This is a genomic window from Vibrio sp. Y58_MX_L22 (assembly GCF_024181865.1).
Lineage (GTDB): Bacteria > Pseudomonadota > Gammaproteobacteria > Enterobacterales > Vibrionaceae > Vibrio > Vibrio alginolyticus.
In genome coordinates this window covers 67,092-90,642 of record NZ_JAMZAN010000009.1, presented here as the reverse complement: position 1 = coordinate 90,642, position 23,551 = coordinate 67,092, and the positions used below count along the sequence as shown (strand labels likewise).

The window sequence follows — 23,551 nt, the reverse complement described above, 5'->3', positions numbered from 1 at the left end:
AAAGAGTGGTTACCACAACCACGACACGAAGGAGCATTATATGAGCAAAGCAAACGGCGGTTCGGTAGGTAAATGTCCAGTTATGCATGGTGGGCAAACATCTACAGATAAGTCGGTGATGGATTGGTGGCCGAATGCCTTGAACTTAGACATCCTGCATCAACACGACTCCAAAACCAACCCATTTGGTCAGGACTTTAATTACAAAGAAGAACTGAAAAAGCTAGATGTCGAAGCACTTAAAAAAGATTTAAAAGATTTAATGACTGATAGCCAAGACTGGTGGCCTGCCGACTGGGGACACTACGGTGGTTTAATGATCCGAATGGCATGGCATGCAGCGGGCAGTTATCGTATTGCGGATGGCCGTGGCGGTGCTGCTACAGGCAACCAACGCTTTGCTCCTCTCAACTCTTGGCCAGATAACGCCAACCTCGATAAGGCTCGACGCCTTTTATGGCCAATCAAGAAAAAATATGGCAACAAACTAAGTTGGGCAGACCTGATTGTCCTTGCCGGTAACATGGCGTACGAATCCATGGGTTTTAAGACCTTTGGCTTTGCGTTTGGACGAGAGGACATTTGGCACCCAGAAAAAGACACTTACTGGGGCTCTGAGCAAGAATGGTTAGCCACAAGTGACGCTGATAACAGCCGCTACTCTGGTGAGCGAGATTTAGAAAACCCGCTTGCTGCGGTAATGATGGGTCTTATCTATGTGAACCCTGAAGGGGTAGACGGTAACCCAGATCCTCTCAAAACAGCACATGACATGCGAGTGACCTTTGCGCGAATGGCAATGAACGATGAAGAAACCGTCGCGCTCACAGCTGGTGGTCACACGGTGGGTAAGTGTCATGGTAATGGTGATGCCGCAAACCTTGGCCCAGAGCCCGAAGCAGCAGACGTTCATGAGCAAGGTCTTGGCTGGATTAACCACAAAACACGTGGTATTGGCCGTGACACGGTAACGAGTGGCATTGAAGGTGCTTGGACAACACACCCTACACAATGGGACTACGGATACTTCCACCTACTATTTAAGTATGACTGGGAACTGAAAAAGAGCCCAGCAGGTGCATGGCAATGGGAGCCAATCGACATTGAAGAAGAAGACAAGCCTGTCGATGTTGAAGACGGTTCTAAGCGCTACAATCCAATCATGACCGACGCCGATATGGCGCTTAAAATGGACCCTGAATATCGTAAGATTGCAGAAAAGTTCCAAAATGACCCTGCGTACTTTGATGACGTTTTTGCTCGTGCCTGGTTTAAGTTGACACACCGCGATCTAGGACCAAAATCATGTTATTTCGGCCCTGATGTGCCAAGCGAAGATCTTATTTGGCAAGACCCAACGCCCGCAGGTAAGACAGACTACGATGTCGATTTAGTGAAAACAAAAATTGAAGCAAGTGGCCTATCCATTAGTGAGTTAGTAAGTACGGCGTGGGATAGCGCGCGTACTTACCGTGGCTCTGACCGTCGAGGAGGTGCAAATGGCGCGAGAATTCGCTTGGCTCCGCAAAAAGATTGGCAAGGGAACGAACCTGAACGTCTAAGCCGTGTTCTTGCTGTGCTAGAAAAAATAGCAGCAGAAGAGGGCTGTAGTGTTGCAGACGCTATCGTGCTTGCTGGAAACGTAGGTATTGAACTGGCTGCGCGTGCCGCAGGTCATGATGTTTCCGTGCCATTCGCGCCAGGCCGAGGTGATGCCACCCAAGAGATGACGGATGTGGAATCGTTCGAAGTACTTGAGCCTGTTGCTGACGGTTTCCGAAATTGGTTGAAGAAAGACTACGCGGTTAAGCCAGAAGAGCTTTTATTAGATCGTGCTCAGCTTATGGGATTAACGGCGCCAGAAATGACGGTACTTATTGGTGGTATGCGCGTTCTAGGCAGTAACTACGGCGGTGGAAAAGAGGGCGTATTTACTGACCGAGTCGGCACTTTGTCGAATGATTTCTTCGTGAACCTTACTGACATGGCATATACGTGGAAACCAGTGAGTGCTAATCAATATGAAATCCGTGATCGTAAAACCGACGCTGTGAAGTGGACGGCAACCCGTGTGGATCTTGTCTTTGGTTCAAACTCGATCCTGCGTTCGTATGCGGAAGTGTATGCGCAAGATGATAATCAGGAAAAATTCATCCATGACTTCATCGCCGCATGGACGAAAGTCATGAACGCGGATCGTTTTGACTTGCAATAAGTGAAACGATGCCCGTCGGTAGATGGGTTGATGAATAAGTAAGAGAGGCGGGCGAAAAGCTCGCCTTTTTCTTTACCTATCTTTTTACTTTGATTGAAAGTTAAGCTCATTTGAACCATAATAACTGGACCATATGAACCATAGGAGCTTGATATGGCAACTGCAGCATTAAAAAGCTTCAAACCGAAACAACCTCATAAAGCCAATTTCTGGTTTATGTTGGGTATTGAAGACGCTGAAACAGGTCGCACTGATGCGGTTCACAAAGGCTTTGAGCCAAAGGTGTATCGCAATATTGTTGAGCGTGTGAAGCTTTCTCAGAGTGAGTTTCAAAACGTCACATTGATACCTGTCAGCACGGTCAAGCGTCGTCTAAAAAACGATGAACGCTTCAATACGCAAGAAAGTGATGCAATCTATCGATTAGCGATGTTATTGAAACTCGCGACAGAGCTGTTTGACGACGAAGAGCGCGCGTTAAAATGGATGAGAGAGAATGTGTATGGCTTAGGAGGTAAACGTCCACTTGATATGGTCTCGACCACGGTGGATTTTGAAATCGTAAAAGATTTGATCGGCCGTTTAGAGCACGGGGTATTCTCGTAATATGAAGCTCTATCGTCTCACACAAAAGAAATTTGCTGACACGCCATTCAGCCGCGTTGGCGCAAAGTTGTTTGGAGGGCGATGGAACTCAAAAGGAACCGAAGCCCTCTACTTCTCTGAATCGGAATCCCTTTGCTCGTTGGAAGTATTTGTTCACGTAAACAACGATCCTGCTATCACCAAACTTTACGATTTATATCGTATTGAAATGCCAGAATACCTCATCGCCACCTTAGATGAAGAAGATCTCCCTGTGACGTGGCGAGCAATACCGGCGAGCGAGTCTACGCAGTACATTGGTGATCAGTTTCTCAATGATCCTCATCCAGAGTTTGCCGCGCTGCAAGTGCCTTCAACGATTTCACCTCGTGATAAAAACTACGTGGTGAATCCAAATCATCCCAAAATGAAAGAGATCATCAAGAAAGCCGAAAAGCTCGATTTCGCGTTTGATCCGCGCATTTTCAAATAGACGCCTAGCTTTGTCTTGCTTTAAAGCATTCAGCGCTTACCTGAGATAAGCGCTGAAGCATAAAAGTTTATTCCCTTGGTTATTGTCGGTCGTAAGTGAACTGTTGCGCTTCATTTGTACTGTTGTGGTAATGTCCAAGCACCAACTCAGCACCTTTGTAAGATAAATGGCTGTCATCCGTATACATCGCATTGTTTGTACCAACTTTCATTCGACATACGCCATTCCTGCAAATGGCATCGGTCAAGTCGACAAACTCAACGTGCTCAAATTGCTCAAAGTAGTTCACTAACTTCGCCACGTTTCGAGGGTGATGTTGTTTGGGAGAAAAGTCGCAGGCAGACTCTTCTGTCTCGCCAAACAAACGCGCTTTCCAAAGGCATTCTCCTACCGCAAACGGTGCAGAAGGGGTTGGACCGAAAACGACCACTTCCTTTCCTTTCAGTTCATTCAATAATTTGGTTAATGATGCTTCATAATCGGCTTGTGAAAGCTCTTTATTGAAGTTAGAAGAGATAACAACGCGACGAATGGAAGGGGTACTTAGAATGGTATCGACAGCCTCATTGAAGAACTGTCGGCAAGAAATTGAGCCAGCAGCTTCTAGGATGTCGACATAACCGACCGCACAGGAATCTTGAGTAAGTTGCACCACGCCAGTTGGTGTTACTTCGGATAGACGCTTCACGTAAACCATGCTGTGACTATTGCCTAACACAGCGATGGCGGGCTGCGGCGCAGACGAGCACACATCGTTAACGTTGGTGTTGCCGTTGCAATCTAAACCATAACCGTTGTTAACGCGCATGGCCTCGAAAAATGCGCTTCTTTCTGGAAAACCACCGTTCTGATGACCGATAACGCCGAGCGTTAGCAAGGGCAACGTCAACAACACAATAACCGCGGACACAGTGCGCATGCTCATGGCTTTTCGGCTACGGAACGGCTTTTCAATAAAGCGCCAAGTGAAGTAAGAAAGTACAAAAAGAGTGACAACGTAAAGTGGGATATTGATGTCTTGTGTTGTGTCCAACACGTAGCGGTAAAAGACAAATAATGGAATGTGCCACAAGTATAAGCTGTAGCTGATTAAGCCGACGAACACGACCCACTTTAGGCTCAGTAATCTACCGCAGACATTGTCTTTCGAGGCAAACAAAATCACCAACGCGCTACCGATGACCGGCACCAGCAGCGTAATGCCCGCGCCATCTTGCGATTTTTCAAACAAAAGCGCGGAAGCCAATATCAAAACGATGCCAATGGTTGCTAGCGTATCGTTAGATTGAACTTGGACTTTTCTCATCACTAATGCGAGTAATGAACCGGTTGCCAGCTCCCAAGCGCGAGAGAAGATCATGTAAAAAGCGAAATCAGGATCGTTGCTCGCGTAGACAATAGTCATCAAACTCAGCGCAAATACCGCGATGAAAAAAGTCAGGTAAAACGCGTTTTTGCCACGAGCGAGTAGCATGAGTAGCAAAGGAATGACAATGTAGTATTGTTCTTCAACGCCCAAGCTCCAAGTGTGAAACAGCGGGTTGGCTTGATCTTCTAAACCGAAGTAATTGTGGCCTTTTAGATACAGAAGAATGTTGGATGAGGAAAGAATGGAAGACACTGCGAACTGACCAACGTCTTTGTGTGCTTGCGGCAAAAATAGCCACCAAGACATCAAATAGCTGACGGCGATCACCACCAGTAAGAGGGGGAGTATGCGACGAATGCGTCGCTCATAAAAATCACCAAGGCTGAACTTCTGGTTTTCTAAGTCGTTAATCACGATGGTGGTGATCAAATAGCCGCTGATCACAAAAAACACGTCGACGCCAATAAAGCCACCAGCGAATTGCTCAACTCCTGCATGAAACAAAATCACCAACGTGACAGCAATCGCCCTTAATCCGTCTACTTCTGCTCTGTAGGTCATATCGTGTTGCTCCAACATTCCGTTTAATGAAGTAGAGCAAAATATGAACCAGAAATAATGTTGCTTTAAATCAGCACCTTAAAGTGATTGTCAAAATGAAAATGCTAGGTGGGTTAACGAATTCCCAAATTGAATTTCAATATGGAAAACCCATAAAGAATGATCTTAAGAAGCGCTAAATCAAAGAACGTAAAGCGCGAGGCACTTAGACTTCATTGAAAATGATTACGCTACAGAAACGATGACAGAGAATACGATTCAGGAAAAAATTGCTAGCTTTACTTGTATCGAAGAGGCTTTGAATTACTTCGACATCGAGTTTGATAGCCGATTTATCGAAAACAATCGAACCGAGTTGGTTAAGAGGTTTCACGGCTACTTAATCCTCACTAAACCGGATGATTGGTTTTCAGGTCGTCGTGCTTTAAAGAATGCTTACTGTAAAGTACAGCGCAGTTTGCTCAGTAAAAAGACGCGCTCTGCGTGTCGAGGTTGTACATCTTGTCAAAGACGTTAATTCTGATGGCTTGCCTAAAAAGAACCCTGCATCTTGGCGTTACAGGGGGAAGAGCAAGGTTCTTTTGGTTTCGCTATTGGTTTGTCGCGAGTTGCGAATCAGCTTTACGTAGATGAATTAACCCGCGTGGTACGCAGGGTAGTCCACTAAGCCTTTTTCACCGCCGCCGAACAATGTGGCAGGGTCATGTTCTGCCAGTGGATAGCCATGCTTGATGCGGCTTGGTAAGTCGGGGTTTGCAACAAACGGACGGCCAAAGCCAATCATGTCAGCTAAACCACTTTCGATCGCGTGTTGCGCCTTTTCATCGTTGTAACGACCAGCATAGATCAGTGTGCCTTTATACGCCTCACGAACTGCGGTTTTAAAGTCGTGCGGAGTGTCTGGCGCGTCGTCCCAATCCACTTCTGCAATGTGAATGTAAACCACATTGAGTTTATCAAGCAGCGCTGCAGCGGCGGTGTAGGTTTCGACTGGCGTACTATCAACGGTGCCATTTAACGAAGTGAATGGCGCAAGACGAACACCAACACGCTCAGCGCCAATAGCTTGCGTCATCGCCTCTACCACTTCACCAAGAAAACGCAGACGGTTTTCAATTGAGTCGCCGTATTCATCGGTGCGGTTATTCGCTTCAGAATCGATAAACTGGTTAACCAAGTAGCCATTCGCTGCATGAAGTTCGATACCATCGAATCCGGCTTCTATCGCGTTTAGTGCGGCTTGGCGGTACTCTTCAATAACGTTCTTGATGTCTCGTTTGGTCATTTCACGTGGCTCAACCACGTCGACAAAACCCGGTTCGTCTGTGCCGTTATCGACAAATACTTTCACGTTTTCTGCTTTTAGCGCAGAAGAAGAAATAGGTTGCTCACCGCCAATGTTATCAGGGTGAGTCACGCGACCAACGTGCCATAATTGCGCGAAGATAGTGCCGCCTTTCTCGTGCACTGCATCAGTTACTTTTTTCCAGCCAGCAATTTGCTCTGGGCTGTAAATGCCTGGTGTCCATGCATAGCCTTGACCCATTGGCGAAATTTGTGTGCCTTCAGCAACGATTAGGCCCGCTTCAGCACGTTGAGCATAGTAGGTCGCCATCATGTCGTTAGCGATATTACCTGGTTGAGAAGCACGAGAGCGCGTCATCGGAGGCATAACGATACGGTTTTTTAATGAGAGAGAGCCAAGTTGAATGGGTTGAAATAATGCGTCTGTCATAGGAAACCTCGTTATTTTTGAGTTTGGATGAGTTCGATTTGGTAACCATCGGGATCTTTAATGAACGCGATGTGAGTTTCTCCGCCTTTCATTGGACCTGGCTCGCGAGTAACGTTGCCACCAAGCGCTTTAATTTTTTCGCAAGCGGCGTAAATATCTTCAGACCCCAGTGCCATGTGTCCGAATGCGTTACCCAAGTCGTAACTGTCGGTATCCCAGTTATAAGTTAGCTCGATGGTCGCGCTATCTGGTTGATCAGGGTTACCAACAAACACCAGTGAGTAACGGTATTCTTGGTTTTCAAAACGATCCAAAACACTCATTCCCAGAACTTTTGTATAAAATTCGATAGATTTGTCTAGGTCAGCTACACGGATCATCGTGTGGAGAAACTTCATAAGTCGCCTTTTCATAACGTTGCGTAATCACTATGCAAACCATATCGCCACTCTAAATAAACTGGAAATTATCGTTAATTATTAAAATGATTATTTAGTGTTATGAAAAGCGAGGTTGCTGGCCCTGCAACATGCAAACAAAGATTACTCGCCGTTTCTTTTTAATTGTTGGCATATGCTAATTACTCTTTTGAGAAACCGAGTTACTATCATGTCTACAAACAGCTATTGTCATTACACTCACGAATCTCATCATCAATGTGCGGTTTGTTCTTCAATTAATGTGAATCCGAACTCTTTGGCCGTGAACTACCAATACCTAGCCGATGGCTCTGTTGTCGGAGAGTTTCACGTTTTACCGCGTCATCAAGGTTACACAGACCTGTTGCATGGTGGTATTGCCAGTTCGCTTCTCGATGGTGCAATGACGCATTGTTTGTTATCTAGAGACATTCAAGCCCTTACGGCGCAGTTGGATGTGCGCTACCATGCACCTATTCAGTTAGATGATCGAGTCACGATTACCGCACACTGTGAAGGTGAACGACGCGGTATATATCAACTGGTGGCTCAATTGCGGGTCGAAAGCGAAGTTAGAGTGACGGCTAAAGGGAAGTTTATTCGTCCTAAAAAGGCATAAATAAAAACGTGTTCTACGGAGAGGCAATGAAGAAATTTGATGAGCTGTATGCAATTGCGACGAGAAAATCTCAATATGACCAAACCAACACTTGGTTTAAAGGCGTAGAGACTTATCTGGAGGCCATTGGCAAAGAAGTTGATGAAGTCCGCGAAGAGATTCGTGAGGATCGCCTTTGTCATTTGGAAGACGAGTTAGGCGATGTGTTGTGGAACTACCTTAACGTATTAAAAGCGTTGGAAAGAGAAAAGGGCATAGATCCTGAGAAAGTACTCGAAAGAGCCTGCAACAAATACGATCAGCGTGTATCTGCGATTGAGTCGGGACGCAGTTGGGATGAAATAAAACAGCAGCAGAAACAAGCCTTGAACGCAGAGCATGAAGTCGCGCAGTTAGAAGATGTAAAGAGCCAATAACTGCGCTTGGTATTGAAAGGATAGATTAATAGGGAATACCTAGTCAGCCCTTGGAGCTGTTGACCAACAGTAGGTCACAAGGTGGTTGGTCAAGTAACGTGTCTACAGTGCTGCCAGACCAAAATTGGGATGACATGCTTCGTTTACATGCACCCATAATCAAAATCGCTGCTTGTGATTGCTTAACTGCTTTTGGTAACGCCGTTTCAGGGTTTCCTTCCGGTAATAGTAATGGAACTCGCGTTAACTTTTGCGCACTAATAAAATCTGTAATGCCTGCTTTTTGATTGCTTAATATCTCTGCACGATAGCGAGAGAGGTATGGCGCGACGTATCGGCAGTAAACGAGCGTCATTTTCCCGCTTAAGGTTTGTTCTAATTTTGAGCCTCGCGAGACGATGGCTTTATCTACTATCGACTTTTCATCCCCTCGATGAAGTGGGTCGATTGCACAAAGCATGTTGGCGTGAGAAGGCCATGAACGCTCACTCAGTAGCAACAAGTCGCAATCTTGTTGTGCTAGTTCTGTGAGCATCGTTTGAATCTCGTGTTTGTTAAAGTGTCCCACGAGCAGTAAGTCAGTGTGGTCAACAAGTCGTTTCGCAACTTGCTCAACCCAATGGCTCCCTTTGAAATGCTCGTAAGATAGCGTTGGTGTTTCAAGCTCTTCTTCTTCACAAAGTTCGACAATTAATGCGTTGAACTTTAAGGTCCAAGCTTCAAACTCAGCTTGTCTTTTTTCTATATGGTCAGAGTTGAAACTGAGAAAATGAGCGAATGCGTGATCTTCACTTCGGCGATGGTCTTCCACTAAAACTACAATAGGCTGAGCCAGCGCTGTCGAAAATTGAATCACTTTACGAAGCACCTTACGACTTGGTAAGGCGGCCTGCTGAGTCAGAAAAAATACAGGTGCCATTGATTACTCCATTATCAAACAAGGCGAATGAGCCTGACACACATTCAAGTCTATACCATGAACTGATGCAGAGGCGTTTTGTTTCTGCGAGCGAAATATAAATTCCGCAATTAAGTCAACTATCGCCTAGAATTTTAACATCAAGAATTCATGCCTTCGGATAGCACATATCGTCAATGCGGCGAATGTGGTACTGAAAGCTATAGGTAAAAGTAATGATAGATTCCAACCAATTGCAAATTAACCGCAAAGTGCCACATTTGCTTGCTGAGATCATTAAAGCGATAGAATCGACCGAAGACTTGAGCTTTTTGAAAGACTATCAAGAAGCACAGATTGCGAACATTTTGGAATCGGTCAACATTGCTTACCGTAAGCGTGTCATAGAAGCAGTGCCGCCTGAGAAGTATTGGACGGTATTAAATTTGCTCCGATACGACACCGCCAAGCACATTCATCAATCACTCAATAAAGACTTACAACATGAACGCTTGGCGTACATAACGGATTCAGAACTGATCATCTTTGCGGACTTTCTACCGACCGAATTTGTAGATGAATACCTTATTGATCAAAGTGAAGAGTCTGTCGCGCATATCCAACAAGCATTGTCGTATGAAGACAACAAAGTTGGACGTTATGCCGAGCCTCACTTTCTGGTCGCAAACCCTAAAAACAGCGTAGGAGGCATCAAAACCGAGCTGCTAAAACGTGGGCAAAGTCCAGTGCGGTTGATTATTGTGCGTGATGCAAGTGGTGTGATTGGTACGATAGAGCCGCAAACCCTGTTGCTGCACGAAAATCATATCAAACTTACCGACTTGACCGTAGTTACGCCAATTCTAGAAGATATTCAAACGATTCAAAGCGTCAGCAAACAAGTCTCGATTGATGGTGGAGCACATTGGTTTCCTATCATGGCTGGTGGCAAAATTATGGGCGTCTTGTCGATGGCGACCATCGCGATTACCTTGCGTGAACTCAGCCTACAAGCTGTAGTGGCAGAAAACGTACGAAGCGAAGAAGATTTGTTTACACCATTAAGCGTGGCGACAAGGCTAAGAGCACTTTGGTTGGTGATTAACTTGCTGACCGCTTTCGTAGCCTCCGCCATCATTGGGCTTTTTGATAATGTGGTCGAGCAAGTCGTTGCGCTTGCGATCTTAATGCCCGTTGTGGCGAGTATGGGCGGCATCGCGGGTAGCCAAACCTTAGCGGTGGCCATTCGAGGTATCGCACTAAACCACTTGCACCAAAGTAACTTGAAGCTATTGGTGAATAAGGAATTAAAAATCGCCACCATTAATGGTTTAATTATGGGATTGGTGATCGCGGGTGTCGTTTACATGGTGTTTGACTCTTTGCCATTGGCGCTTATTATTTGCTGTGCCATTTTCCTCAATAGTTTGGCGGCCGCGGCATCGGGTACGTTGATACCATTCACGTTGAAAAAGTTTAACATTGACCCCGCCGTGGCTGGCTCGGTAGTATTGACGACCGTTACCGATGTCGTTGGTTTCTTTGCGTTCTTAGGCTTAGGTGCCATTTTCTTGATATAGATATCCAATTGACGCGTTAACTAGCAGAACCAATCGCACCATTTCCCAACCCAGTATTTTGGGCGAGCTTGCTTCACTCAGCATTCCTCCGTTTTCCATAACCGATGAACACGTCGTTTCGGTTCTTACTTTGTATATCTCTTCACTGCCCAGTTCTATTCCCCAAATTTCCCACTACCGATCTCGCTTAACGCTGGCGTGCCAAATGCCAATTTCAAACGCCAGATGATGCCCATTTTCTTGGCTGTACACGCATTACTTCACTCAAACAAAAAATAAGGAAACAATTTTGAATAAACTCATCGTATTCACTGGTGGTCCCGGTGCAGGGAAAACTTCGGTAATCGAACAGCTAAAAACACAAGGCTTTATCTGCGCGCCAGAAACCGGTCGTCACGTGATACAAACGCAGGTTGCCAATCACGGTTCAGCATTACCTTGGAATGACAAACAAGCTTTTCGAGACGAAATGATGAAGGCAGAAGTGAGCAATTACCGAGCTTTCAATGCCCACCAAGGGGACGTGTTTTTTGATCGCAGTATTGTGGACGTATATGGCTACAGTAAGTTGGAACAACTTCCAATCTCGCATGAGCTCATCACGCATTGCCAGATGCTTCGTTATCATTCTCAAGTATTCATTTTTCCACCTTGGGCATCGATATTCAGCAACGACGAAGAGCGAAAGCAAGATTTTTCTGAAGCGGTGGCTACGTATCAACAGATGGCCAGCGCTTATCACAAATTTGGTTATCAATTGATCGAAGTGCCCAAAATGTCAGTCGAAGACAGAGTAGCGTTTATTCGCGGCTCAATCATCGAGTAAGGCTGAAAGATGATTGATGCAAACAAATGCGTAAGGCGATTGTGACCACGACGACAATATGCGTAAAGGGAGTTATTTATACTGGATAAAATTCAATAACTTAATTGAGTGTTATGTCTTTTAAATATCTTACCTTATTGCTCGCAACGACGAGCATGAGCAGCTTTGCTGATGTAGGCCTGCCTTCGGGGGATGATTGGTTAAACCATGTGACGAATGGCCTAGCCCCATATTGGATGATGGAAAGCGCGCATGGACAACCTGCGGGGAATTTTCCGACTTTTCGTTGTGATAACGGTGTCATTCTCGACCCACAAAAGCCGTGTGAAGAATTAAACAAAGGGTGGATTAGCCCGCACTTCGATCGCGAATACACCCGCATGAAATCGCGCCAAACTTACGCTTATGGCGTACTTTTTCATCTTACGGGTGACAAGCAAGCATTAGAGTTGGCAAAGAAAGGGGCTTATTACCTGATTGATCATCTACAAGATGAGAAAAACGGCGGCTTCGTGAGCTTTACGCGTAGTGGAAAACCGGGGATGGAGTGGCAACAACGAACTTCTCAAGACCAAGCTTACGCCTTGGTGGGGTTGGCGATGTACTACTACTTAACGCAAGATCCAAAGGTCGAACAAGCGCTTATCGACCAGCAAGCGTTTATATTTAAACAATACCGACGAAGCGATGATCGCGGTCTGGCTTGGGTTTTGAAAGACGGTGATGGGGAAAGTGCGAAGCAGCAAGAGTTAGTCGCTCAACTTGACCAAATTAATGGCTACCTGTTGTTAACGGCGCCACTTTTACCAGAACCAGCGCAAGCCAAGTGGAAACAAGATCTGGAGTGGCTGACGCAAGTGATGATAGATAACTACCATTCCGTCAAAGAGCAGCGCTTTTATGGCGCGATACACCACAAAGCGGTAATGATGCCAAATGCGAAACACAATGATTTTGGACACACCATCAAGGCGTATTGGATGACGTATCTGACAGGTCAGTTGTTGGAAAATTCAAAGTGGACAGAGTTTGGTTTCAAAGGAATGAAACACACGCTTAAGCAAGCGCAATACCAGCAAAACTTTGAGCAAGTCAAAGCGCTTTTCTCACCAGAATGGCAGAGTAAATGGACGCAAGAGAGCATTCCTGCTTGGCAATCAAGACCATACAAGCACTATAGCTCGTCTTGGGAATGGGCAGAGCTCGATCAAGCGGCAATGACAGTTTCCCTTGTTGATGGTTCGATGAAAGAAACGCTTCAATACACGTTACCCACTTTTATGGATGCATGGGTGGATCATCAATATGGAGGCGTCGGTCTAAGCCCTAAATCAACCAAAGCGTTCCATTGGGGAAATGGTTACCACCAGTTTGAACATGCGTTGGTCGGGTATTTGTACGCGCAACAAATGGCAAAACAGCCCGCCAAGCTTTACTACGCGCGACTAGCCGAGAGTAAAATGCCACTTAATCCATATTACTTTAGCGCAGACGTAAAATCGTTGTCGTCACAAAGTGATGGAGTCACCATCGCGACATTCACCAATATTCGACCTTAGGTTGGTCGATGGTGATGTGTTGGTTAAAGTCCGCGTAAAAGCCAAAGCAAAATTGTAGCAGTAATATCAATAAAGGCTAACCAACTGGTTAGCCTTTATTTTTAATAATCTTACATGTAATTGTGACAACACATATAGTTAACGAATGTTTATTTGTAATGACCGCTGAGTGTTTCTAACAAATATCTAACTATAAATTAACTTTCATTGATTAGGGTATATCTCACAACTAGGACAACTTAGAGTTTGGAACTTTATGCAATCCTGTTCATAATAATGGTTTTGAGAGAATCATTATGTACATTTCTATACTAACGCACGAGAGAGATACGCCGTTATCAATCAACTACATTAATTACATGTATCCAGCTGACAAACTATTTAGCTCTTGTGTCGAACTAAGAAGCAAATTAGATGATGAGAAAATTCCCGTTAATACCATAAAAGATACTTCTCTTGCGGGACCATTACGTAAGCTTCCAAATGATATTACAGGTGAGAAAAGGTTACAAAAGCTTAAGGAACAGATAGATCGCAACATGGCGGTTAAGTCTGGTATGTTAACAGATCGAATGCACTGGAAAAATAAAGCTGTTATTCCTTCACGTAAATTTTCGTCTCTAGCTCCAATACAGTCGTCAACTCTAGCTTCTACTGCAATGAAAGCAAATAGTGGAAGGGCCATGGCCTTAGGGATGGTATTACAGAAAGGCAGAGCTATGCTTCTCTTTGATATTATCCGACAAAACGTTAGAGTACTAGCTAATCGAGTACACAATGCAAATCTAGAATCATCTGGCTGCATTTTGATTGTTAATGTGAAGTATTTGAAAGTCGAAAGGGAATATGGGAAAGCTCCTCAACTATCTAGAGTTTCATTAGCAAGTATAATTTCTCAAGAAGACAAGTATAACTTTGATTCGAGTGCTTATGTTCGTGGTCAAATTGCCAATATGTGTGAAGCTAGTGCTAAAGCTCCGATCAATACAAAGTTTCAAATTGTAAGCGGTCAGTATGACGATTCATACTCGACAGCAGTCTTGTTTATCAAATGTACATGGGAATAACATGAGAATTGTTAACGTTTTATTCGTAGTGCTCCTTGTTACGGCATGTAACGATACTACGTCAAAGTTTGAGGCAACTAAAACGACAGAAAGCCTCCTAACTAAGAACCGAGAAGCTCCAGAGCAGTTGTACAGCGAAGCAAATAAATTTTATGAACAAGGTGATGTGCAAGGAGCAAAGTCTTTATTGATCAAAGCTATCGAAGTGGATGATGTTCATAGTAAAGAGCTTTTAGGGGTAATCCTTCTGAAAGAGCCAAAAGTCATGGATGTTAAGCGGGGCTTTTCTTTAATCTCAGAGGCTGCTGATGATGGGTTGGCTAGTGCACAATTTTATTTAGGATCATGTTTGTATGATGATGGCTGTGGTTTACCTGAAAATAAGGTGCTTTCAGCCTATTACTTGACGCAAGCGTTAAATAATGGTGAAGGTGGTGCACAAATGCTACTTGGATTTCTAGATGAAGAAATAGGTGACACTGCGATTGATCAAAAAACATATGCGGTAGAGCTGAATCGCTATATAGAACAACTCAATTAATATTGCGGCTTAATGTTTTATAGGGTTTTAATCGAACCTCAAACAGAGAGTGCTGGACTTCTACAAAGCAGTAGAAGCCACAGCGAAGCTGCAACAATAATCGAGTGTGTAATAGAAAATAAAAAGCCGTCAGAACCAACTGGTTTTGACGGCTTTTTATTCTATGACAGGTAGAGGATTCAATTTTCAGCGCGATAGGCCCATGAAAACTTAAGTGAGATTCCAATCACGTCGCATAATCTCACTAGTGTCATTGGAAATAAATGAATTGTTTCTGATACATAGAACGTATTAACATGGTTGCACTGGGCCCTTATGAGTAAATTCATTGAATATACAATTTGAGAGAGAGGGCTTAATTTTAAAAATAACAGTTAGTTGGAATCTAGGTTAAATGAAAATAAAACTATTTAAAAAGCTACAAGTTGTATTTCTTGTGGTGTTGTTTCTCTAGGTTGTCCAAGCGGAAGCATGATCTAAAACGCTTATTTTATTCAAATAAATGGAAAGAAATGAAAGTGGAATTAAAAAGTAACTATTCAGAATCAGAAATGAACCAGCCACCATCGGTACTTCTTGTTACGTCTCTGTTGTGTTTGGCGTCCGTTTGTTGGGCTGCATTGCTGTTGGCCATTGAATATATTGTTGGGATAGAAATGAGTGGTACAGGCTTTCTTAGCACGTTAATCCCAGCCATGAGTGTTGGTTATTACTTCGGCTACAAGACTGGAGATGTAATGCCATCAAAAACAAGATGGTATGCTGTTTTACTGTGGACTTTAGCAAGTTTGGTAGTGTTCTCTCTTATCTTAATGTCGTTAGATATTTCTCCGTTTTATTTATTATCTGAGCTCGGTGGGGTAAGTATTTTTATTGCTATCATAATGCTAATAACGATTGGCATCGCCTACTTAATTTTAAAAAGTGGTGAGAAAATGGCGATTAGAGTATTACTCAAAGCCAAGGAAAGTCAGTAGATAAAATACAACAAACGATTCAATTAGGATCATGACAAGACGTCAGCCATAATGTGCTGGCGTTTTAGTTTCCTGTTTGTAGGATTTTTTGTCTAAAAGGCAAACCCATTTATTGTGTTGTCGTTTGAGTTAATGGTTTATGCCTTGTGCGCAAGATAGCTTAGCAGGTTTATGTATCGAGAAACGTGTGTATAATTCGCCACGAATTACGATTTATAGATATGAAAGGTAAGTATGGCAGTCCTCGAAATTCTCTCAATTCCTGATCCAAGGCTTAAAGTAAAAGCAGAAAAAGTCACTGATGTATCGACAATACAAACGCTGATAGACGATATGCTAGAAACACTTTACGCAACGGGCAATGGTATCGGTTTAGCTTCAACCCAAGTGGGCAGAAAAGAGGCGGTTGTTGTCATCGATATCTCTGACGAACGCAATGATCCTTTAATCTTGGTTAACCCAGAAGTGGTGAGCGGAGAAAACAAAGCACTTGGTCAAGAAGGGTGCCTATCTGTTCCTGAGTACTACGCAGATGTAGAGCGTTACACGTCAGTTGTTGTTTCTGCACTAGACCGTGAAGGCAACCCGATTACAATCGAGAGCGATGAGTTCTTGGCGATTGTGATGCAGCACGAAATTGATCACCTATCTGGTAACTTGTTCATTGATTACCTTTCACCGTTAAAGCAAAAAATGGCGATGAAAAAAGTGAAGAAGTACGTAAAATCGCAAGCTAAGTAATATGAAAGGAAGTAACTCACAACCGCGAGTTACTTCCTTGTAAATCAAGAATAGGACGGTAGGGAGAGCGGTTTATCTCTGCTTTTGGGGGACATAACGCTTTACGACCTTCATAAGCTTCTGAAATGAAGAACAGTCCATATGTGACTCATGAGGGCAGGTAGCAACATGGTTTAGGCTGTCTCGCACCGCTTTCAAACGTTTTATTTGCTCATCAATCTCAAGTGCCTTTTTCGTTAGTAAGTCACGATCGATATATGGCTTTGAAACTTCTGATTGATTCAACATTTCTGCCATTTCGTTAAGCGATATTCCAGCGATACGCCCCAAACTAATTAAATTGAGTGTATTGAGTACCTCTGGTGAATATTGGCGTCTCAATCCATTCCTTCCTATCGAGCGAATTAACCCCAGCTGTTCGTAATACCTGAGCGTTGAAGTCGGCAATCCTGATTTTCTAACCACTTCTGCAATATCCATATTATTCCCCATTGACTTCAAGTTGGCTTTAAGTTGTAGCATGCAACTAAGACCTTAACAAATCAAAAACTTGAGGAGAGAAAAATGCTGCTTTTAATGGGATTGCAAGCGGTGCTAATAGGGATTGGTGCCACTTTGATAATGGATTTATGGGCATGGTTACAAAGGAGAGTGTTTGGTATTCCTTCATTAAACTATGCGTTGGTTGCGCGCTGGGTTTTGTACATGCCCCAAGGAAAGTTTATGCATGCGCCAATTATGGCGTCAGAGGCGATGCCGGGAGAAAAGTCACTTGGCTGGTTTTTGCATTATGCCATCGGCGTTACTTTCGCTTTGGCTCACGTTACTGTTTTTGGTCATCATTGGTTGGTAGAGCCCAGTCTAATGCCCAGCTTAATTACAGGCGTGGTAACGTTGATCTTCCCATTTTTGGTCATTCAACCTTGTCTAGGATTTGGTTTTGCTGCGAGTAAAACCCCAACACCTTGGAAAGCCCGTTTTCTTAGCACATTGGCGCATTTGGGTTTTGGTTTGGGTTTATTCATAGCCGGGTTTGCAATCAAAGTTACGAGCCAGTATTTTGCATAGAGAACATGAGCATCATGCAAACGAGTGGTTTTTATCTATGATGCTCAACTCTTGGTTGTTTTTTGCGCTTTGATCATAGTTGACCGATATGTCTAAAGTCTGTTGCATTTATCCAAGACGTAAAGTCGGCGGACATTTAACATTGCCTTAACGTCAGAATGGCAAGCGGTTTACCAAGAAAAACTAAAATTATCTGGTTTGACATAAAGAATATTAAGGGTTTCAGATGGCTTCAAAAGTGGCAGGGATATCAATACTGAGTTTATTGGCAGCGCCAGTTGCGATGGGAGAAACAGCCAGTGCTTATGATTTATGTTTGCTAGACAAAATAAAGCAAAGCAAAGGTGAAGAAACCATAAAGAGCATTCGCGCGCAGTGTGAGCTTGACACAGTAACCAGCACAGTGCCCGCTGATCCAGAAATTGAAGAGCCTGAAGAACTTCAGGAAAGTTTGGTCGACAAGCGTTTGGAATCAGAACGAGAAAACGCGTTCGAACCGTTTAGTCTGGTCGCGCATCGCGTTAACTATATTCTTCCGTTTACATACAGTGATCGTGTAAATAAACGCGCGTATGCCGACACCAAATACGGCGATGAACTGCGTAAGGAAGAGGCGGAGTTCCAAATCAGTTTTAAAGTACCAATGAACTATGATGACTTGTTGTTTGATGGCGATGGTCTGTTTTTTGGAATGACTCTTAAATCATTTTGGCAGGTATATACGGGTGCAGCATCTCGTCCATTCCGTGAAACCAATTATCGTCCAGAGCTTTTTTACTACACCCCAACTGACTGGAAACCACTTGATGGTTCGACTTGGTTAGGTTTTGGTATTGAACATGAGTCTAACGGTCAGAGACAGGAGCTATCGCGCAGTTGGAACCGTGTCTATGCCAACGTAACCTTTGCAAAAGACAATTTTGCGGTTTCTATCCAGCCTTGGTGGCGTATACCTGAAGATGAAAAGACATCGCCTAATGATCCCAAAGGTGATGATAACCCGGATATCGAAGACTATATGGGACACTTTGAGCTATCGAGTGCTTACAAGTGGAATGGTTACGAGTTTACCTTTTTAGGTCGCCAGAACTTTCAAACACATAAGGGTTTTGCAGAACTGGGAGTGTCATTTCCGATTTGGGGCAAAGTTCAGGGGTACGCACAATACTCAGCGGGTTATGGTAAGAGCTTGATCGACTATGATCATAATCAGCAGCGGATTGGTGTTGGTATTGCAATCAACGGTGTTTTGTAGTTTTTCGTAGATGGATAGAAATTAACACTGGCAATTGAAATTTCAATATTTAGAATGCGAGGCTGAAATTGATTTCTAACCTAGAGTGATTTTATGCTTCGTGATTACACCTTCGATTGTCTTGTAACTATGCCTCGCCATGAGCTTGAAGAGTTTAGTGCTCGTATGATCAGTAAAATGGTGCCAGAAGACGTGATGAATGAGCTGTTCACTTTTGATCAAGAAGAAGTGGATAGTGAAGACCGCATGTTGTCTGCACGTCTTGATGCAATGCTACGCATGACAGCAATCGCACTGAGTGAAATTCAACAAGCGTTTGATGACTCAGACAACGCAAAGCAAAATAGCGAGCGAATGACGCGATTGGTGCTTTGGCATTTCTACGCGCTCTCATTCCGTTTGGAAGAGGCCATCACGCTAGAAACACACTGTGCTCTAGTGGAAAAACTAATCGAAAATGCACCTTCGGATGTTTTTGCGTGGGTAAAAACATTGACGGAGCTGCTGCACACTTACGCTGAAATCAACGCGAAAGAGAATCCTCAAGACTAAACCCCTGTCGTTTATCGTTCAGTAAATTAGAAACAAGGCGAGCCATTTGGATCGCCTTGTTTTTTCGCGTCAGATAAACCTTCGGGTTTGAAATACCAAACAAGCCTAGACTCAGATTTGTTCGTTCACTAGCGAACGGCGTGATTCCTTCTTACACTAAATCAAGGTGTTTGTTGCTAAACAAGCAAATGCATGACTAAGTCGTGTATTGTTTTCCACTTAAATGCGGATAATTTATGTCGAAGAACCTTCTGGTTTTTAAATTGGAACCGACTATTGAGCGTGTACGCTTTCCAGCTGAGCTTCATCTATCTAAAGGAAGTGAACGATGGATCCGTTAACGCAAGGTTTATTGGGTGCAGCTTTGCCACTGGCCGTGAGCAACAAGCGAAACCTTGCAGTTGTTGGCGTGTTGGGCGTGGTCTCTGGGATGGCTCCGGATTTAGATGTGCTCATCCGTTCTTCAACTGATCCTTTGCTGTATTTGGAATACCATCGCCAATTTACTCACTCGCTCTTGTTTATCCCGTTTGGTAGTTTCATTTGTGCTTTGGTGTTGTATCCATTGTTCGCAAAAAAGCGAGGACTAAGCTTCCGGCAGAGTTGGTTTTACTGCGCGCTTGGTTATAGTACCCATGCGTTATTAGACGCATGCACCAGTTATGGAACACAGCTTCTATGGCCGATAAGCAACACGCGTTATGCTTGGAACACTATTTCGGTAATCGACCCCGCGTTCACACTCCCTATTTTAATATTGCTTTTGTTTGTTGCACTGAAGCGAAGCCCAAACTATGCCCGCATTGCATTTTTATGGTGCCTGGCTTACCTAAGTCTTGGAATGATCCAGCGAGATAGAGCAGAAGTAGCTGGTTGGGAAATCGTCAAAGAGCGACAACACAACGCTATACAATTAAAAGCCAAACCAAGTTTCAGCAATCTTTTGGTTTGGAAACTAATTTATGAAACGGAAGAGAGCTACTATGTAGATGCCGTAAGGGTGGGGCGTTCAATAAAAATTTACCCTGGCGAATCAACTCCAAAGTTAAATATAAAAGAGCAATTTCCGTGGCTAAACCCGCAATCGCAACAAGCAAAAGACATCGAACGTTTCCGTTGGTTTTCAAACGGTTTTGTAGCGAAGGATCCGAATAATGAAATGCGAATTGTTGATATGCGTTATTCCATCGTACCAAATCAAATTAATGCGTTATGGGGCATCAATCTATCCCCAAAAGCCAGCGCAGACGCGCACGTTGAATACACTGCTCATCGAGGAAGTACTGCAGAAGATCGCCAAGTTTTTTTCAACATGCTTACGGATTTTGAGTGATGGCTTTACTTTGGATACCGATGCGGTGTCGTAATAACCATTACGTAGACTGAAAGTCCTTTACTAGGGTCGGCTTGCTAGCGAAGAAAATTTTGCCAAACAGGGACTTGTACTTCCAGCCAAGAGACAAAAGCCGTTTAGCTAAGTTCTTGTTTTCAATGATTGCAACCTCAACACCTTGGTAGTGGTAAGGATTGCTTTTGATGTAGTCGATAAATGCAGTAAGCACGCCTTGCCCGCGAATGGAGGGTGCAAAGTTGACTGCTACAATAGAAAAGCGTTGGCTACCTGCTGGGCAACGGACTAAACAGTGCCCAAGAGGATGAGTAATAGTCTCAGAAAATTCAGGAAAAGGGCGAGACTCAAGCTCTTGAGAAAGCGCATCGTATCGCTGACATAGATAAGAAAATAGTTGTTTCGCTTCGCTGTTCATATCGGTGCCGCTTTTGTGTTGCTTGGTTTAAAGGCATTGATGTCTCAAATATTGTAACCATAGATAGCAACACAAAACGCGGTAAACTTTTTCAGTAATGATTTCCTATTTTTGAAACCTGAATTATTACAAATGAAGCTGATTGGGTTTTATATGGTAGTTGTGAACGAGTGTTTCTAGTTGAAGGGAGAATACGCTGGTTACTGGAATTCCTTTGTTAAAAGACGAGCTGCTTGGTTTAATGCCGCTCGTTTAACTGCGAGTGGCATCTTTTGTATTTCGTCACCTTGTACAGCGACGATGGGACATGATGTGGGATCTTCTACCCTAGCTCTTCATGGTCTAAATTATCTCATTAACCACTCAGCGCACTGCTATCAGATCCCTAGTCTCGCCAGGGTTCACAGGACTGATACAAAAAAACATCGTTAAGCTATTGTTATTAAATTACTTTGTTCGCCTTTACTTACTTTTGAACGCTTAACTAGGCGTTACTCCAAGTGCTTAAATTGCAATGCCACAAGTCGCTGATACAACTCACAGCTTTGCATTAATGATTGGTGGTTACCAACATCGACTAACTCGCCATTGTCAAGCACCGCAATTTTATCCGCATGTTGGATAGTCGAAAGACGATGAGCAATGATCAGCGTTGTGCGTCCTTTCATTAGAGCTTCAAGTGCTTGCTGAACGTGATGTTCACTTTCACTATCAAGGGCGCTGGTAGCTTCGTCTAGCAGTAAGATTTTTGGATCTTTTAGAATCGCGCGAGCAATCGCAATGCGCTGCTTTTGTCCGCCCGATAGCCTAACGCCGCGCTCGCCTAAAAAGCTGTGATAGCCTTCGGGAAGCTTCTCAATAAACTCATGGGCATGGGCTTTTTTCGCGGCTTCGATAACTTGTTCATCCGTCGCTTCAGGATTACCGTAGCGAATATTATGGAAAACATCATGGCTAAACAGCGCTGGTTGTTGTGGTACGAGCGCCATTTGACGTCGAAGTTCGTTTGGGTCGAACTGTCGAATATCTTCACCACCAAACAACACTTGCCCTTGCTGTGGGTCATAAAATCGTTGCAGCAGTTCGAATAGTGTTGTTTTACCTGCACCAGAAGGGCCGACTAACGCCAGTACTTTTCCTTGTTCAGCGGTTAGATTTAATTCTTTGATTGCTGGTTGATTTGGGCGAGAAGGGTAGTTGAAACTCACCGAATTAAAGTTAATCTCAGCAGGCATGTCGGAACGGACAGGCAAATGGTTGCTTGGCGCTTTAATATCACTGTCTACTTGAAGGATCTCAATCAGCCGTTCGGTAGCACCTGCGGCTCTTTGCAATTCACCCATGACTTCGGAAATGGTTGCAGTCGATGAGGCAACCATAATGGCATAAAACACAAATGCGGCTAGGTCACCCGCAGACATTTTTCCGTGAATCACATCGCTGCCGCCTACCCAAAGCATACCTGCAATCGCGCTGAACACAATCACAATAACGCCTGATATCAGGATCGCTCGCTGCTTTACTCTCTGTCTACCTATTTCATAAGCTTTTTCCACCTCGACAGCAAAAGCCGCTCGTTCATGCGACTCTGAGCTAAAACTTTGCACGGTTTTAATATGTTCTATCGCTTCTCCAGCATAGCTTCCGACATCGGCCATTGAATCCTGACTTTTGCGAGAGAGCGCACGCACGCGTCGTCCATAGAACAAAATTGGTACCAAAACCAAAGGCACAGAAGCAAGCACAATCAGCGTGAGCTTAACGTTGGTAGCGAATAACATAATGATGGCACCAAAGCACATCAAAGCGCTACGCATCGCCATTGAGAACGATGAACCGATAATGCTTTGCAGCAACGTGGTATCGGTAGTCAGGCGCGACATAATATCGCCGCTACTGTTGGTCTCAAAATAGCTCGGGTGCAGCGTAATCACGTGGTTAAACACCGCAAGGCGAATATCCGCACTGACGCGCTCACCTACGGAAGAGACAAGGTAAAAGCGAAAGAAAGTCCCAATGGCAATACACAATGTGACACCGACAATAAACTGAATCGCATTGGTGAGCTCTTGCAATGATTGCTGAGCAAAGCCTTGGTCGATAAGAATGCGCACTCCATAGCCAACGGATAACGTCAAACTTGCTGTCGCGACAAGGGCAACCAAGGCTGCCGCAACCCGCCATTTATAAGGTGCAATAAAGGTGCTGAGTTTAAGAAGAATGCTGAGATTTTTGTTATTTTTTCTGCTCATGAGTGACTCACAAAGCGTTTTAGGTACCTGGCATAGTAAGCCAGTTTGGTTGGTGAG

The 23,551-nt window shown here is 44.1% G+C and carries 24 protein-coding genes; 17 read left to right on the top strand and 7 right to left on the bottom strand.

The genetic code is table 11. The features are described 5' to 3' along the window. The first annotated feature begins 40 nt into the window (after positions 1-40). The 3 genes from katG (at position 41) to NL626_RS18830 (ending at position 3,293) form a co-directional block, all read left to right on the top strand. Entirely contained in the window at positions 41-2,215 is a 2,175-nt protein-coding gene (gene katG, locus NL626_RS18840; RefSeq protein ID WP_253657639.1) for a catalase/peroxidase HPI, read from the top strand. Between the two features lie 153 nt (positions 2,216-2,368). Beyond that, a complete protein-coding gene (locus NL626_RS18835; RefSeq protein ID WP_005376498.1) occupies positions 2,369-2,821 on the top strand; it encodes an antitoxin Xre/MbcA/ParS toxin-binding domain-containing protein in 453 nt (150 codons plus the stop codon). 1 nt (position 2,822) lies between these two features. Continuing rightward, positions 2,823-3,293, top strand: a complete 471-nt coding sequence (locus NL626_RS18830; protein WP_253657638.1) for an RES family NAD+ phosphorylase — start codon at positions 2,823-2,825, stop codon at positions 3,291-3,293. 79 nt (positions 3,294-3,372) lie between these two features. On the opposite strand, the gene NL626_RS18825 is transcribed toward NL626_RS18830, so the two are convergent. Beyond that, positions 3,373-5,223 (bottom strand): acyltransferase family protein, encoded by a 1,851-nt coding sequence (locus NL626_RS18825; RefSeq protein WP_253657637.1) that lies wholly within the window; start codon positions 5,221-5,223, stop codon positions 3,373-3,375. Between the two features lie 241 nt (positions 5,224-5,464). Between NL626_RS18825 and NL626_RS18820 the strand changes: the two genes are divergently transcribed. After that, complete coding sequence (locus NL626_RS18820; protein WP_033906505.1) at positions 5,465-5,740, top strand: nitrogenase-stabilizing/protective protein NifW; 276 nt, start codon at positions 5,465-5,467, stop codon at positions 5,738-5,740. Between the two features lie 117 nt (positions 5,741-5,857). Here the strand turns inward: NL626_RS18820 and NL626_RS18815 are convergent, their stop codons facing one another. Together NL626_RS18815 and gloA are read right to left on the bottom strand one after the other, a co-directional pair. Further along, entirely contained in the window at positions 5,858-6,958 is a 1,101-nt protein-coding gene (locus tag NL626_RS18815; protein WP_253657636.1) for an alkene reductase, read from the bottom strand. Between the two features lie 11 nt (positions 6,959-6,969). Beyond that, a complete protein-coding gene (gene gloA, locus NL626_RS18810; RefSeq protein WP_213903310.1) occupies positions 6,970-7,356 on the bottom strand; it encodes a lactoylglutathione lyase in 387 nt (128 codons plus the stop codon). A gap of 211 nt (positions 7,357-7,567) precedes the next feature. Between gloA and NL626_RS18805 the strand changes: the two genes are divergently transcribed. Next, positions 7,568-7,996 (top strand): PaaI family thioesterase, encoded by a 429-nt coding sequence (locus tag NL626_RS18805; protein WP_031781242.1) that lies wholly within the window; start codon positions 7,568-7,570, stop codon positions 7,994-7,996. A gap of 26 nt (positions 7,997-8,022) precedes the next feature. Next, positions 8,023-8,412 (top strand): MazG nucleotide pyrophosphohydrolase domain-containing protein, encoded by a 390-nt coding sequence (locus NL626_RS18800; RefSeq protein WP_054574607.1) that lies wholly within the window; start codon positions 8,023-8,025, stop codon positions 8,410-8,412. Between the two features lie 43 nt (positions 8,413-8,455). On the opposite strand, the gene NL626_RS18795 is transcribed toward NL626_RS18800, so the two are convergent. Next, positions 8,456-9,331, bottom strand: a complete 876-nt coding sequence (locus tag NL626_RS18795; RefSeq protein WP_025767825.1) for a universal stress protein — start codon at positions 9,329-9,331, stop codon at positions 8,456-8,458. A gap of 215 nt (positions 9,332-9,546) precedes the next feature. Here NL626_RS18795 and NL626_RS18790 point away from each other — a divergent pair, with 215 nt between their 5' ends. The 7 genes from NL626_RS18790 to def all read left to right on the top strand — a co-directional run bounded on the left by NL626_RS18790 (position 9,547) and on the right by def (position 16,601). Continuing rightward, positions 9,547-10,890 (top strand): magnesium transporter, encoded by a 1,344-nt coding sequence (locus tag NL626_RS18790; protein WP_017635328.1) that lies wholly within the window; start codon positions 9,547-9,549, stop codon positions 10,888-10,890. 289 nt (positions 10,891-11,179) lie between these two features. Further along, a complete protein-coding gene (locus tag NL626_RS18785) occupies positions 11,180-11,716 on the top strand; it encodes an AAA family ATPase (protein ID WP_162497046.1) in 537 nt (178 codons plus the stop codon). Positions 11,717-11,829: 113 nt separating this feature from the next. Then, positions 11,830-13,275 (top strand): AGE family epimerase/isomerase, encoded by a 1,446-nt coding sequence (locus tag NL626_RS18780; protein ID WP_253657635.1) that lies wholly within the window; start codon positions 11,830-11,832, stop codon positions 13,273-13,275. A 296-nt stretch (positions 13,276-13,571) separates the two neighbouring features. Next, positions 13,572-14,342, top strand: a complete 771-nt coding sequence (locus NL626_RS18775; RefSeq protein WP_086047433.1) for a hypothetical protein — start codon at positions 13,572-13,574, stop codon at positions 14,340-14,342. A gap of 1 nt (position 14,343) precedes the next feature. Further along, positions 14,344-14,883, top strand: coding sequence for a tetratricopeptide repeat protein (locus NL626_RS18770; RefSeq protein ID WP_064354738.1), 540 nt, complete (start codon positions 14,344-14,346; stop codon positions 14,881-14,883). Between the two features lie 512 nt (positions 14,884-15,395). After that, positions 15,396-15,860 (top strand): ABZJ_00895 family protein, encoded by a 465-nt coding sequence (locus NL626_RS18765; protein ID WP_065275261.1) that lies wholly within the window; start codon positions 15,396-15,398, stop codon positions 15,858-15,860. 234 nt (positions 15,861-16,094) lie between these two features. After that, the gene (gene def / locus NL626_RS18760; protein ID WP_253657634.1) at positions 16,095-16,601 is read left to right on the top strand and encodes a peptide deformylase; all 507 of its coding nucleotides are present in this window, start codon (positions 16,095-16,097) and stop codon (positions 16,599-16,601) included. A gap of 72 nt (positions 16,602-16,673) precedes the next feature. Here def and NL626_RS18755 read toward each other — a convergent pair whose 3' ends face one another. After that, positions 16,674-17,081 carry a helix-turn-helix domain-containing protein gene (locus tag NL626_RS18755; protein ID WP_031778925.1) on the bottom strand — a complete coding sequence of 136 codons (408 nt, stop codon included), beginning with the start codon at positions 17,079-17,081 and terminating at the stop codon, positions 16,674-16,676. An 84-nt stretch (positions 17,082-17,165) separates the two neighbouring features. Between NL626_RS18755 and NL626_RS18750 the strand changes: the two genes are divergently transcribed. The 4 genes from NL626_RS18750 (at position 17,166) to NL626_RS18735 (ending at position 20,809) form a co-directional block, all read left to right on the top strand. Then, complete coding sequence (locus tag NL626_RS18750) at positions 17,166-17,669, top strand: DUF2938 domain-containing protein (protein ID WP_033906514.1); 504 nt, start codon at positions 17,166-17,168, stop codon at positions 17,667-17,669. 226 nt (positions 17,670-17,895) lie between these two features. After that, positions 17,896-18,924: a phospholipase A gene (locus NL626_RS18745; protein ID WP_005376466.1), complete on the top strand. Its 1,029-nt coding sequence runs from the start codon at positions 17,896-17,898 to the stop codon at positions 18,922-18,924. Positions 18,925-19,017: 93 nt separating this feature from the next. After that, a complete protein-coding gene (locus NL626_RS18740; RefSeq protein WP_042520759.1) occupies positions 19,018-19,476 on the top strand; it encodes a hypothetical protein in 459 nt (152 codons plus the stop codon). Positions 19,477-19,804: 328 nt separating this feature from the next. Continuing rightward, positions 19,805-20,809 carry a metal-dependent hydrolase gene (locus tag NL626_RS18735; RefSeq protein ID WP_086047432.1) on the top strand — a complete coding sequence of 335 codons (1,005 nt, stop codon included), beginning with the start codon at positions 19,805-19,807 and terminating at the stop codon, positions 20,807-20,809. Positions 20,810-20,849: 40 nt separating this feature from the next. Here the strand turns inward: NL626_RS18735 and NL626_RS18730 are convergent, their stop codons facing one another. Both NL626_RS18730 and NL626_RS18725 read right to left on the bottom strand, forming a co-directional pair. Next, positions 20,850-21,242, bottom strand: a complete 393-nt coding sequence (locus NL626_RS18730) for a hypothetical protein (RefSeq protein ID WP_086047431.1) — start codon at positions 21,240-21,242, stop codon at positions 20,850-20,852. A 491-nt stretch (positions 21,243-21,733) separates the two neighbouring features. Then, entirely contained in the window at positions 21,734-23,494 is a 1,761-nt protein-coding gene (locus tag NL626_RS18725) for an ABC transporter ATP-binding protein/permease (RefSeq protein WP_017635320.1), read from the bottom strand. Positions 23,495-23,551: the final 57 nt, after the last annotated feature.